This is a genomic window from Aquitalea pelogenes, from assembly GCF_041914625.1.
GTDB classification, from domain to species: domain Bacteria; phylum Pseudomonadota; class Gammaproteobacteria; order Burkholderiales; family Chromobacteriaceae; genus Aquitalea; species Aquitalea pelogenes.
Genome location: NZ_JAYSDA010000001.1, coordinates 221886 through 235912 on the forward strand (window position 1 = coordinate 221886; position 14027 = coordinate 235912).

Below are 14027 nucleotides of genomic sequence, written 5' to 3' on the forward strand. Positions count from 1 at the left end.
TAAGAGGTAGAGATATGTTAGGAATAATAAATAAATATTGGATGGTAGGTTTTGATAACAAGAAATATCTTCTTGATCAACTTGCAGAAATTAAAGAGAACGGCATGAGTCAAGCACAAAAATACAACTCTGCTGACATCATGGCTGAAGCAAATGCAGACTCTGAACTTTATGTTCCTGAAAATGCATTACAGAGATACACATATGCAGGTGGAGAATTGTTTGATGAGTATGGTTTAACAGGAGCTTTATCAGAAGACAATCTTGTGACCATTTCAAACCTTGAACTTGGTATAGACAAGAGAACCAAGCCACATGTGAAACCAGTCAACAGAACCATCTATTCAGTGCCAAATCCTGATGCCAAGTTCCACGAACTCACCCAGGAAGACATCAAGAATGGCTACTACATGAATGATGATGAAAAGATAACCTTCAAGCCAACAGACATCAAAACAAGGGATGGTGTTCAGTGTGTTGCTGATAAACAGAACTACTACATCAACATCACGAAGAAGGATGCAGGACGTGGTTATTACATTAGTAAATCAGGCAAAAAGGTTGAGTTCAAACCTGAAGATGTAAAAGAAGTGGTTCAACAAAAAAGAAAAACAGGTATTGAGTTTGTATTGACTCAAGACCATACATTCAGTTTTGCAATTGCACTTATGACTGAAGAACAAAGAAAAGTTGCAGAACAAATCATGATGGATAGTGCAAAAGAAGCATATGAAAAAATGTTTAAGCAGTATCTTAGTGACTATGCAGGAAATGAAGGCAAAACAGGTTACTACATGTTTTACCACAACGACTCACGTCAAAATTTACCATTTTCACACATTCACTTATGTGTGCCAAATTTAGTTAAATTGCCAAATGGTGAAATTAAAGCTATTGAAATTCCTGAAATCAAAGAAAGAGATTTTCATAAAAAATTAGACATGATGAGAAAAAGTAGTCTTGTTCAGAAATGGCAAGAAGCTTTTGGTGATACCTATCCAATTGAAGCCTATGACAAAAAAGGTAAATCAATCATGGAAGGTGATGAGAATGCAGAAATTGCAGATTGGAGAATTGCTTATGATGATGAGTCATTGAAAAAAATCAAGCTATCCACAAAAGCAAAAGAAATGATTGATGATCATATTTCTCAAGAAAAACTTACATTATTCCAAAAAGTAGAAATAAAAAGACAGGCTTTGGATGCTGATATTGAAAAATTAAAATTAGAAATCAAATCACTTGATGTTCAAATTGATGAGAAAAAAGAAATTCTTCAAAACTTAAAATCACAACTTCCTGAAAATACAAAATGGGGAATTTTAGTTAAGCATGGTTCAGGTGAATTACCATTAAAAGAAGGTGAAGTTAAAAAAGAAGGTGAAAACAGAAATTCATATTTTGTTACCTGTAAAGATGACTATGGCACTGAACACACCATTTGGAGTAAAGCACTTAATGAAGCAATCGCTACAAGCAAGGCTCAACCAGGTGAAAAGATTGAACTTACTCACCTTGGAAAAGTGCCTGTTATAGTCAAAGTTCCTATAAAAGATGAACAAACAGGAAAAACTAGATGGGAAGAAAGAGAAGTTCTTAAAAATAAATGGGAATGCAATAAAAGTGAACAAAATAGAGATGATATTGTTGCTGAAAGATTAGCCATTATTGAAAAGAAAAAAGAAGTAAGCAATCAAATTAAAGACAAACAATCTGAGGCATTCCAATTGAACAAAGATTATTCAGTTCAAATTAAGGATTTGGAATCAAATAAACATAGAAAATATGTTTGGGAAATGATTAAAGCACCTAAAGAAAAGAAAGCTAAATCATTCAAGGATTTGGAGATAAATAAGACTGCTAAAGAATTTGGATTGAAGATGAAGAATGACAAAATTGGTGTTCTTTTCATCAATAAATCAGACAAAACTTTAATCAATAAATTAACCAATACTTCACCATTCTTTTCTGAAGCTCAGTTAGATATTGAACTTTCACGTATTGGGCATGGTGTTAATGCTCAAAATTTAACAAAACAAAAAATTCAAGAATGGAAAGATAAAGGTCTTATTGTTTCAACAGGTGCAGATGAAAAAGGACAAGAGAAATTCACAACATTTGAGTTGATGAAGAAAGAATATGAAAATGTTCAGATGATGGCTACTGCATCTAACAGTGTTTGGAAGTCAAGAGTTCATAACCGTATGGACTTTGAGATACAGAAAATCCTTGATAACTCACCTGAAGGAAGAAAACCAGAAGCAGAACAGCTTGATTTCATCAGAGCTATCTTTGACCCAAAACAAGCAACAATTGCGATTGGTGTACCTGGAGCCGGTAAAACTTTTGCAGTTTCAAAAGCCACTGAAATAGCCAATGCCTACGGTTATAGAACCTTTGGTGTTGCAATAATGGGTAAAGTAAAAGGTGCATTAAATGATGAAACATCAGTTAATCATGCATACACTTTAGACAAGCTTCTTATTGATATTAAAGATGGAAAAACAAAACTTACACCAAATGATGTTATTTTCTTAGATGAAAGTTCTATGGTTGGCACTCGCCATTGGAATGACCTTTTAACCAATCTAAACGGAGCAAAAATTGTTGCTTTAGGCGATCACAATCAAATTGCTTCAGTTGCAGCAGGTAACACATTAAAAGCATTTGCCAAGGATGAAAGAATTCAACCTAACATCAAATATTTAACAGAAATCAGAAGACAGAAAAATGATGAAGTAGGTTTGAAAGTTGCAAGAGCAACAGCACTTGCTGATGTATATCGTGATGGTGATGAAGTAGTGAATGCCATCAAGAGAGAAGGTTCACACATATCTAATGAGCAAGGAACAGGTGGACTTGACATCATGGAGGCAGAAGGACGAGTCCAAAAGTTTGTAACCTCAGCAGAAAAGTATGAAGCAATGGTTACTGAATATCTTGATGATATGAACTCATTCAAAGAAAAAGTAATGCTTACTTCCTTGAACAGCACCATTGACCGCTTGAACAACATCGCCCAGGACAAGAGATTGATCCGTGGTGAAATCTCAGGTGAATACTTAGAAAACGACAAAGAAAGATTTTATGTTGGTGACAGAATTATTCTTGAAGCAAATAATAATATTGAACAATATTCAAATGGTGATATTGGCACAGTAAAAGGAATTGTTAATGGTTCTCTTGTTGTTTCTTTTGATAATGGTAAAGAGAAAATCATTGATGATTTAACAAATACAAGATTAGGTTATGCAATGTCAATTAATAAATCGCAAGGCATGTCTATCAACTCAGTGTATGGCAACTTAGAAAGTTCAAGCATAAATTGTCAGGAAATATTTAATGTGCTTGTTACTAGAAATAAATTACTGTGCAAACTATTTGGAGTTCAAAGTGACTACTCACTAATAAAAAGTGAATTCATGAGAGAGAATGGAAAAGAAGATTTGATTGATATGCATAAAAGATATGTCACCAAAGAAATAAATCCTGAACTTGACTCATTGAATAGAGCCATTGAAGTAGCTGAAGACTTAACTGCAAAATGCAGAGGATTAGAGAAAAACAGTGCATTCTTACAATCAGGTATTGCAGCAATGTTATCTGATAAAATCAAGAAAGTTTCAACTGATGTTGAAGTTCCTGAAGAAATCAAAAAACAAGTTGCTAACCAAGAATTGCATGGTAAACATGATAAGAAAACTCAACAAGTGCAGAAAGTTGCTGAAGTTAATAAAACAACTGAGCAAGTCAAGAAAGTTGAAGTTGAAAAACCAAAATCATTTGAAGAACTTAAAAAGAAAAGACAAATTCAAAAAGACGATGGTTTATCAATGTGATGATGAAAAAAGAAAAGCCACTTTTCAGTGGCTTTTTTCTTTATCTGTATTTCTACAGATTATGATAGGAATAATCATGAACAGTAATTAGATATTAAGATAATTATTTAATAAAGTCAATAACAACTATTGATTATAAATCATATTTTCATATAATAATTAAAACTAAAGGAGAAAATATGCCAAAAATTAAACAAAATAAAAATGATTCACAAATAATTGAAGAATTAGCCAACGAAGAAGAAAAGAAAAAACCTGAAGTCTTGAAGGATGAAGAAGGTAAAGTTATCAGAGTGGTTTCTACAAGCAGAGTCATCAACAATATACCAATAGATGAACCACAACCACCACAGAGATTAGCTTGTTTGAACTGCACCTACGCGAAGTTTCAGAAGACAGCAGCAGATGTGTCTTGTTGGTGCAAGATGAAGTTCTATGAGTCATACAGTTTAATGAACACACTAGAAGAAGACATCATGCTTGATTGTGATGGAATGTATGATGAACCTGATGAAGATAAATAAAGAAATTAAGCCCATTAGGGCTTTTTTCTATTTTGCATTTCAAAACATATTAAATTGAGTTTTCCACCAAAAAACGACCCGCTAGAACCCACCTACAAGCGACGTTCTCACACTCGGACATGGTAATGGTACAAAAAGTGTTCCGTGTTGCTGTAGAGCCTAGAAAGTGCCTTCCTGAAGGTGTGCTACTTTTTTGAGCAAATCCGCACCAGGTAGAACAACCTGGAAGAGAGCAAAACAGTAGACGCAAGTACAAATTTGGACTATATTTAGTCTGTTGCTACGAAAGGAGTCCACCATGTCACTAGCTGCACAAATCAAGCCAATCTCTTACCTGAAGTCTAATGCTGCTGAAATCATCAAGGACTTTGCAACCAATCCTGAGCCGTTAATCATCACTCAGAATGGTGAAGCAAAAATGGTTGTGATGGACATCCATGAGTATGAGAAGCAACAAGAAACAATGGCACTTCTCAAGCTGATTTCCATTGGAAGAAAAGAATTTGAAGAAGGTAAGTATCAAGAAGCTGATGCTTTTTTCTCTGAAATGGATAAAGAATAATGACAAGAAAAGTTATTATCCTTGATATTGCCAAGGCAGATTTCAGAGAAATAAGAAAGTATGTAAAAAGAGAATTTGGTGATAATGTTTGGGAAGAAGTAAATCAGGAATTCAAGAACACAATCCAAGAAATAGGCAACAATCCTGAGATTGGAAGTTTTATTGAAGAACTTGAAAATCTAGGTTTGAATGAATTCAGAAAAACATTAGTCAGACAATCAAGAGTAATTTATGAGTTTGATGATGAAAAAGTTATAGTTCATATGTTCATTCACACTAGGCAAGATTTCAGAACACATTTAGAAAAAAGAATACTGAAATCATGAAAAAGCTCCGAAAGGAGCTTTTTTTATTTCAAAGTGTCTAGGGTGAACTTGTCTGTCTAGGGTTGTCTAGGGTGAATTTTTTCCACCCTTGACAGCGGAAACAATTGATTTACTTGACCTGAAAGAGAAGTGTCAAGGGTGACTAGGGTGAACTAACCAACTTTATATATATAAATGTGCATATATGTATTAAACACAAAAAACAAAGAATATATAAAAACAATTCTCGTACACATTATTTTTCTCTTTTTACCCTAGTCACCCTTGACAACTATTTATAAAGTCTTAATTAACAAGGCTTTCCAGTGTCAAGGGTGAACTTTTTTCCACCCTTGACAACCCTAGTCACCCTAGACAAGTTTAGATAAAGATTTTTCTTTTCATTTTTAAGATATCCAAAATCTTTTTGCCTATTGTGTTTTTAATAAAAATTTCGTATAACTTATATATACAAAAATTAAATAAAAGGAAGATTTATGAAAGAATTGGATTTTGAAAAACACAATAAACTTTTGGAAAAAACAGGCTATGCAATTGTTGTTATCAACACTGAAGTTCAAACCACATACAACTTGATGAAGTATGAGCCAAGCAATAATTTTTTCATTTCAGGACTTGCAAAGATTTTTCCAAGATTGAATTTTACTGTTATTAAATCAGCAGCAAGTTTGGATGGATTAGCAGTAGATGTTTTTAAAATACTTGAAGAAAACAGACAAATCATCAATTCAAGAGTTGAAGGTGATTTTATTTACATAGGAGAATAATAATGAAACAGGGAAAAAAAGAAATGACCGTAGAAGTTATTGGTGTTAAAGAAGTTAAAAAAGTAAAAGAAGATTATTTCAATCACAAATTGGTTGTTGGGATGTCTATTGTTGGATTCTTGATGGTTATATTCAAATTTATGATTGGTTTAGGATGTTGCTTAATCGTGTTGGCAGCATTCTTAGCAAAAATCTTTCACGACCAGGAGAAAGGGAATGAGGATTAATACACCATATGAAAAGATGAAGGCGGAGTTAGAAGAAGATACATTCAAAAAATACATCAGGTATTTCAATAAAAAAACTAGACTGTTGAAGATAAAAGCAACTTTAGAAAAAATAGAAGTATTTAATGATGATGATTTACGAGTGATAGATGAAGTCTTTCCCTTGTATTCAGTAAGAGTTTTTGATGAAGGCGATGTGATATTTAATTTTGTGTTTGACACTCATTCAGTTGATGAATTCAGTAGATTTAATAAGTGTTTCAAATCAGAAGTATTTTATTATGTGAAAAGTAAATTCCTAGCAATGAAGCCAAGAAGATTTGAAAAAATAAGAAATGCAAACAGAAACAACATGGGCAGGTTCATGAGGAAGAAAATAAAAAGTCACTGAGAAGTGACTTTTTTTATTTGTATAAGATATCTAATTAAAAAAAGTATTATTGACAACATAAATCAATATCATAACATTATTATATAAACTAACTAAATGGAGAAAATCATGAACACACAAGAAATCAAAAAAATCGTTACAGACGAAGAAGCAGCAGTTGCACTTGCAGCATACATAAAAAATTTAGAAGAAAACAATGGCTTATTGTTAGATGGATATGAAGAAGTTGAACACATTGTTCCTGTTAAATCCAAATTATCAAAATTATTTGGAAAATTAGTTGATAACTTTGGTGGAGTTGTTGCAGCAGGTGCTTTAGGTGTTGTTTATTTTGTTGCTACACAATTAATTTAATCATGGTTCATCCAAACAATAACAATAATAAAAGGATGAATTTATGGCGAAAGAATTTAAGCTAACTAAAACAGCTTTGTTCATTGATTCAATACTTGGTAAGAACCAAAAAGGTGTTGAAATCAATCAAGAAAATGGAGAACCAAAGCAAATTTTATATAGAACACGTTCAAGTAAAGCACCATTACCTGATGGTTCAAAACTTGTAGTCTATATAGATGATGTTATTTACTATACAGCAGGAATGGGAATAGCAACTTTCTTTGGAATTACAGCATTATTATGGATGATTGATGTTCCTATTTTTCCTAGACCTATACCCTGGATTGAGGGTGGAATTACTGGAAATTATTTTCAGCATTTATATAATTGGTTTGATGTTGCATTACATTGGGCAATGCCTGAAAGATACAATTACACAATACCAAATTATTTGATTTACCTTGATAAATTAAAAACACAAGCAGGAACAAACTATAGTAATGCAGTTGTTATTAGAGCAATTATAAGTTTGGTTGTTGGTGTTGTTGTTGCACCGTGGGCAAGCTACAAGGGCTTTAAAGCAGGAATGAATCAAAAGGTTAATCCTGAACAGATTATTCATAGACGTGGTGCAAAGGTTCATCAACTTGCGGAAGCAGAAAGAATTCTTGGTGAAGCTATTGAAAGAAGATCATCAAAGCATGGTGAATATGCAAAGTTTGCTCGCATATCTCACCATCTAAGTTATGGTGAAAACGATAGAAGAACACATACATTAATTTTTGGAACTACAGGTTCAGGTAAATCTCAGTGGCTTGAATCTCACATTAGAGCATCAATGGCAAATTGCATGAGAACAGTCATTCTTGACCCTAAACGTGAATTTGCTAATGCATTCTTTGACCCAAACAATCCTGCACATGCCTTGATTGACTTCACTGACATGTTGTCTAGTGTTCCTGATATTTTCAATGACATAGATGGCCCAGGATTGCTTTCAGCAGTAGTTTCAGGATTGATACCACCTGATGGATCTGGCAATGGCTCAATGTGGACTGATGCGGCACAAGCAGTAGCTAGAGGATTGATTGTTTATCTACAAGAAGCATTCAGAAGACCAGATGGAAAAACTGATGCAGGTTTTGTAGATATGGCTCAACTTTTACTTGCAAGTAATAAAGACATTGCTTATGCAATTTTTGAAGTTTATCCAGAAGCAAGAAGATTAGTTGGTGAATTAAATGAAGATGGTTCATTAGAACAAAATGTGACAACAGCAGGTATCATGATAAACATGTTTGCTAAATCAGAAATGTTTAATGGTGTAGCAAAATATCTTGCAAAAAATACTAATGCTAGAAAAATATCATTGGAACGTTTCATGACTGATCCTGATTATGAAGTGAAAGTTCTTTTTCTTTATCCAAACGCTGAAGTTGAAACAATTTCTAAGCCATTTATTAGTTTAATACTTTCATACTTAATTACATTTATTGATAGTCCAAGAAAACTATCTGATGCAAAAAAACCTGTTGGAACATTCATCATGGATGAAGCACATCAACCAGGAAAATTAGTGAATCAGAACAACATGCCAATTTTTGACAAATTGATTGACCGTGGCCGTTCTTCAGGATGGGCAGGATACATTGCAGTTCAGGACATCAACCAATTGTGGAAGCACTACACAAAAGAAGATGTGAATGGATGGCTTGGTACTACATGTAACTTTGTCTGTTGTGGTGCGACAGGTGAAACACTTCAGACCATATGTGACCGTCTAGGTGATAGAGATGTAGATAAGTGGCATGAGTCCATCAGCTACCAGGCAGACGGAGTCAACAAGTCAGGCAATTGGCAAACACACACTGAAAAGGTCGTTATCCCTGCACAACTCACCGCAATGATGGAAAGAAATGAGAAGGTTGGTATTCGTTATTTCTACAAACCATCTTGGCATCCTGATGCATTCATACTTGAAAAACCTTGGGCTGAATTAAAGGAAAGAAGTGATAATCATCCAATCTTTATCAGACCTTCAAATATATTCAAATATGATGAAAAGAGCCGTATTGCTTTAAAGCTTGCAGAAATGAATGCTACAAGAGAAAAGAAAATTCTTGAACAACAGGAAAAACTTGCTGAACAAAAAATAGCAGAACTTAAGAAAAATAATGGTGAAGTTGCAGTTGTAACCAATATTGACGAAGAGCCAAGTGATGAAGATTTGGAAGTTTTTGAGTTCAATAAAAATAATGAGTTAAATAAAAAAATCTATAATTTAATGGATGTTGATGATGCTGATGATGTATGTGTTGATGTTCTAAAAGATAAAGTTGTTGAATGTATTTTTGATTCACACGGAATTACAACAATGATTGGTATGGCTCAAGCAATGGCTACACCATATAAAAATCTAACAACTAGCAAATTCAAATTTGAAAGTCATAAAAGAGAACAATTGGCAAGAAGATTTGAAAATAAAGAACATGCATTATCATTAGATAAAGAAGATAAAAAGATATCCGTTTAGTATTGATTAATTTGTATATTTTTGTAAGATAAATCCATAGTACATAAAAAGGAGAATACTATGGATTTTTCTAATAAGAAAATAGAAGATGAAATTAACAATGAAGATGAATTGGGTTATGACCCATTTGAAACCTATGTTGTTGAAGACCAAGATTTTGAAAGTCTTGTAATCAGAGAAGATATTGAAGTTCCACAACCATATGTTGCACCTGTTCAATCACAAGTAGCACAACCTATTGAAGAAGAGATTGATACTTTTTCTGATGAATTCTCAGCAATAGAGAATGATGAAGGTTCCATACCTGCACATGTGCCATTGGATAAGCCAACAGTTCAAAATAATATCAACCAAATAAATACAAAACTTCGCTTTGGAACACCTTCAGTAGAAGATGAAGAAAAAGCAAAGGTGAAAGCTAACATACAGAAGGTCAACAGTCAGTTCAGAGATTCCACACAAGAAACTCAAAGTAGTGTTACTGCTGAAATGCTTGCAGAAGCACAAGGAGCTTCAGCTTTCTTCCAACAGGCCCAACAGCAACAAGCACCTGTACAAGACAGACCTAATCCATTCAGAAATGCCAAGGATGAGGTTAAAGCTGCTGTGAAACGTGGCAAACCAACTGTTGCCCAGGTAGAGCCTGACTTTGAAGCACCAACATTTAATGATGCTAGTGAACCCGCACCTGGAACAACCAACCACGTAGAGCAACCAAAGGCAAGCATTACACCTGAGATGATGAGAGAAGCTAGTGTGTCATCTTCAGTGTTCCAAGAAATGCATCAGAAGGAACAGGATAAACAACCTAAAGCAAAAGAAGCACCTGAATTCGTTGTTGAAAGTAATGTAGCTAAATGGTCAACCATTGCTAGAACAGATAACAGAATCAATGCTAATGCCATGCACAAGCACATGGCAGAAAAAGAAAATGCTATCCATGATGAAATGCAACATGGAAAAGATGCAGTTGGATTTTTTGATAATCGCAAACCTGAACAGGCAAACAATTATTTTGAACACTCTGTAAGTGCTCACCTTTCTCATTTATCTACACAAACGGGTAATCAATACAGAGAGTCACTTAAAGGACACTTTGACGAAAAAGAAAGAAATAATGCTGCTTATGGTAATTCAAAAGATTTTATGGAAAAAAACCAGAAATCAGAAATGGAATTTGTTCAAAAATTCAATCCAGAAGCCGTTGCTATGGTTGAGAAAAAACAAAAGTTTGAACAAGTTGATTTTAATTTAAGAGACAGAGCAAATAATAACAGATTAGCACAATCTATTTTAGATAATCCTAATTCTTCAAAGCTTGATAAAAAAGATGCAAAAATAGTTCCTATTAGTGCTGATGAAAAAATAGAATGGATGAATGCTTATAAAGAGTTTGATAAAGAAAGAAAAATTTATCAAGGTGAAACCATTACTGATAATAAAGAAACAAGGATTGCCAACAAGCTTGAGTCAAACTTTGAAAGAAATTATTACAAGATGATGGAAAAGTCTTCTGAGAAAGATATTTATTTTGATAGAAAAGAAATTAAGCCTGCTTTTGAACATAACAAAGGAATTAAAACATCAGTAAGTGATATTGAAAAAGAAAGAACACAAAATTCTTTCAGAGATTTCAAATCAAATCAGTTAGGGGAGACATGGAAGCATGAACTTATTGATCCTTCCATTGGTTCAGCTACTACAACAAGACTTGCTGACCCATTCAACGAGAAGAAGGAATCACACACTGTCAATTTAAGTAATGTGAAACAGCCTGCAAGGTTCAGTGATTACTCACCTGAACTTCAAGCAATCATCATGCGTGCTGATGAGAAGATGCAGAGTCAGTATGGAACTAAACCTTTAGATGTTCAGTTTGGTGAAGATGAGAAGGGATTCCATAGTGGCAAGGCCAAGAGCATGAAGCAGATATGGGCTGAAACTACTCAAAAGCACAAAGCAGCCAAGGAACAGCAATTGCAAGCAACTCAACCAGGTAAAGGAGTCTCTGCTGAAATGCAGGCAATCAAAAGCCTTCAACCAAAGTCAGAGTTGAGTGATGATAAGAAGCAAATCTTGAGCAGCATGAATGGTATTAGAGATAAAATCTTTCCTGATATTGTTGATGACAAAAAGAAAAAACAAATTAACCAAGAAACAGGAATTGGTTTATAAACAGAAAAGCCCCGAAAGGGGCTTTTTTATTATCAGAAGAATTTTGTAAGAACATGGTAAATAATCATGACACCTAAAATTGTTGAGCCATTCACTACAACATCACGGATTAGTTTATTTTTTTCCCATAGTGAAGACTCGGTTAATTTCTTCACTCTTTTGTAAGTTGAGTTAATGGCAGGAATAGATGACTCAGGAAGTTGTTTTGCTAAACAAGCAAGAACAGCTTCATCAGCTTTAGCATCAAGTGTTTGTAATTTAGCTTCTATTCGTTCATCTACACCTTTGAAAACACTCTCAATTAATTTTGTTGCATGATTTGCTGCTTTCTGTAGAACTTCTTCTTCAGAAATGGATTGTTTTTCTGATAACTCAATAACATAGTTTGATAATGAATTGACATATTCAATACTTTTGTTGATTCCACTATCAATAGCACTTTTTGTTTTTAATTCAAAATCAAAACTTAACTCATCTATTTTTCCTTCAAGAGCATTGGTTTTTTCTTCAATGCTTGAAACCTTCAAATCAAGATCATCTAAAAAACTTCTTATTAATGAACCAAATTCATTGACTGAAGTTGCATTCAAATAATAGAGAACAAATAAAAATTCTAAATCTCTATTCCCGCGTGTTCCAGATGTTTTTAGATAATTCAAAAAAGCATTCTGTGATTCAATGTTTGGAAGTTGGGTAACAATGTAACCAATCTTGTCTTCTGATAATAATATATCTTGTAATTTTTTATCTAATTCATTCATTTATATTCTCCTGTTTGTTGACTTATGAATTTAATTTTTGTATATATATTTAAGAGTATATGAAATTATTTTTATTAATCAATAGGAGAAAAGAAAATGGAAATAAAAAACTTAGGTGATTTAGCTGTTGAACTTGTAGCATTCAAAGAAGACTGTGTTTTTTTAGAAAAATATAATGGTATTTACTTCAATGACAAAAAATTCAAAGGCTTTACTGTTTCTGTTTATCAGAACAAAGATGGCAACTTTAGAGTATCAGTAAAAGTTAAAGGCAAGAAATTTGAGGAAACAAGTAAAAGTGAAAGAAAGTCCTGCATTGAATTCAAGCAAGACCTTGTTGAAAGATTAAATGCACATGGTTTCTATAACTTCTCTGATGATGTGAAACCTATCCAGGCAGCAGCACCAACAACTACACCAACAACAAAAATTGATGACATAGACAATCCATTTGGTGATTTGGATAGCTTTAATCAGTAAATAAAAATAAAACTAAAGGAGAAGATATGAGTGCAATAACAGATAAATTTAATAAAGCGAAAGTTGATGTTGCTGATGATTTGATTGATGAAATTCTTGCTGAAGAGGAAGAAGAACAAAAAAAAGAATCAGACAAATTCAATCAGCAGGCAATTGATGCTTATAAATATGTTGGTGATTTGGATAAAAGAAATGATGTTGATTACTTGGCTTTAATGAAGAAATTAAATGAGAAAACCTATAATGAAGCACATTTTGATTTCTTAAGTCCTGTCTCAAAAATAAGAGAGTTTTTAGCAACTACTTTTATCGGAAATTCTGAGTCTTTAATTGTTCCTGCATGGGCATGGTGGACAGAATCAGATAAAGCAAGATGTTTGCCTATCATGAAAAAAGGAGCAAGAAATAATCCAATAAACAAAACATATATTCTTGCAGTTACAAAAAGAATGATGATCCTTAGAAATCAATTTGTTAATAGATTTTTTGGTGTTGCTTTATTTGGAGCTTCAGCTTTAGCGTTTTCAACTATAGGATTAATGTCATTTATAAAAATGAATGCATTAGGAAAAACAACATTCATCATGTTTATTGCTTCAGTAGTATTTACCTTGTTGAAAAATGTTTTAAAAGACAAAGTTCCTTTTTATGGAAGCATCAAGAAAGGATTGATTGTTAGCACTATTGCATTGATGGTTGGACAGTATGGTTACGGTGTTTACCAGGACAAAGCAAAAGCTAATGAGCAGAAGCAACAAGAGCAGTTGGCTAAACATGATAGTGCTTTAGCATCAATTAAAGGCACTTTGGATGAGTTAGAGAAAAATAATAAATCATTGGTTGCTAACTATGATTTGAATAAAGAAAACACTGCAAGAACTCTTGATGTATTCGTAAATAAACAGTTAGAAATTGTTGTTAAAGATATTAACGATAACAAAGAAATTCTTGGTAATGATTATGATGCACAAGCTAAACGTCTTGTTGGTTTGATTAGTCAAGATACACCAATTGTTCAAAAATTAGTTGCTGACAAGATTATTCAACAATCTGATGCAGAGAAGATTCAAAATAAAGTAAATGAAGAACTTGGAAAACTATAATTA

The 14027-nt window shown here is 33.2% G+C and carries 13 protein-coding genes; 12 read left to right on the top strand and 1 reads right to left on the bottom strand.

Features of this window, described 5'->3' with window-relative positions; all coding sequences use genetic code 11:
- Positions 1-14: 14 nt before the first annotated feature.
- The 10 genes from ACE3SE_RS01105 to ACE3SE_RS01150 all read left to right on the top strand — a co-directional run bounded on the left by ACE3SE_RS01105 (position 15) and on the right by ACE3SE_RS01150 (position 11680).
- Positions 15-3839 (top strand): ATP-dependent DNA helicase, encoded by a 3825-nt coding sequence (locus ACE3SE_RS01105; protein WP_374553398.1) that lies wholly within the window; start codon positions 15-17, stop codon positions 3837-3839.
- Positions 3840-4018: 179 nt separating this feature from the next.
- Positions 4019-4363, top strand: coding sequence for a hypothetical protein (locus ACE3SE_RS01110; RefSeq protein WP_374553399.1), 345 nt, complete (start codon positions 4019-4021; stop codon positions 4361-4363).
- A 298-nt stretch (positions 4364-4661) separates the two neighbouring features.
- On the top strand, positions 4662-4925 hold the full coding sequence (locus ACE3SE_RS01115; protein ID WP_374553401.1) for a type II toxin-antitoxin system Phd/YefM family antitoxin: 264 nt from the start codon (positions 4662-4664) through the stop codon (positions 4923-4925).
- On the top strand, positions 4925-5251 hold the full coding sequence (locus ACE3SE_RS01120) for a type II toxin-antitoxin system RelE/ParE family toxin (RefSeq protein WP_374553403.1): 327 nt from the start codon (positions 4925-4927) through the stop codon (positions 5249-5251). The genes ACE3SE_RS01115 and ACE3SE_RS01120 overlap by 1 nt, the downstream gene beginning before the upstream one ends.
- Before the next feature lie 476 nt (positions 5252-5727).
- Positions 5728-6018, top strand: coding sequence for a hypothetical protein (locus ACE3SE_RS01125; RefSeq protein ID WP_374553405.1), 291 nt, complete (start codon positions 5728-5730; stop codon positions 6016-6018).
- A 2-nt stretch (positions 6019-6020) separates the two neighbouring features.
- Positions 6021-6245 carry a hypothetical protein gene (locus ACE3SE_RS01130; RefSeq protein WP_374553407.1) on the top strand — a complete coding sequence of 75 codons (225 nt, stop codon included), beginning with the start codon at positions 6021-6023 and terminating at the stop codon, positions 6243-6245.
- Complete coding sequence (locus ACE3SE_RS01135) at positions 6235-6636, top strand: hypothetical protein (RefSeq protein WP_374553408.1); 402 nt, start codon at positions 6235-6237, stop codon at positions 6634-6636. Before ACE3SE_RS01130 ends, ACE3SE_RS01135 begins: the two co-directional genes overlap by 11 nt.
- A 108-nt stretch (positions 6637-6744) precedes the next feature.
- Positions 6745-6990, top strand: coding sequence for a hypothetical protein (locus tag ACE3SE_RS01140; protein WP_374553410.1), 246 nt, complete (start codon positions 6745-6747; stop codon positions 6988-6990).
- A gap of 43 nt (positions 6991-7033) precedes the next feature.
- On the top strand, positions 7034-9505 hold the full coding sequence (locus tag ACE3SE_RS01145; protein WP_374553412.1) for a type IV secretory system conjugative DNA transfer family protein: 2472 nt from the start codon (positions 7034-7036) through the stop codon (positions 9503-9505).
- 60 nt (positions 9506-9565) lie between these two features.
- Positions 9566-11680: a hypothetical protein gene (locus ACE3SE_RS01150; RefSeq protein WP_374553413.1), complete on the top strand. Its 2115-nt coding sequence runs from the start codon at positions 9566-9568 to the stop codon at positions 11678-11680.
- A 32-nt stretch (positions 11681-11712) separates the two neighbouring features.
- Here the strand turns inward: ACE3SE_RS01150 and ACE3SE_RS01155 are convergent, their stop codons facing one another.
- Entirely contained in the window at positions 11713-12441 is a 729-nt protein-coding gene (locus ACE3SE_RS01155) for a hypothetical protein (RefSeq protein ID WP_374553415.1), read from the bottom strand.
- 96 nt (positions 12442-12537) lie between these two features.
- Between ACE3SE_RS01155 and ACE3SE_RS01160 the strand changes: the two genes are divergently transcribed.
- Both ACE3SE_RS01160 and ACE3SE_RS01165 read left to right on the top strand, forming a co-directional pair.
- Positions 12538-12921, top strand: a complete 384-nt coding sequence (locus tag ACE3SE_RS01160; protein WP_374553416.1) for a hypothetical protein — start codon at positions 12538-12540, stop codon at positions 12919-12921.
- A gap of 26 nt (positions 12922-12947) precedes the next feature.
- Complete coding sequence (locus ACE3SE_RS01165; RefSeq protein ID WP_374553418.1) at positions 12948-14024, top strand: hypothetical protein; 1077 nt, start codon at positions 12948-12950, stop codon at positions 14022-14024.
- Positions 14025-14027: the final 3 nt, after the last annotated feature.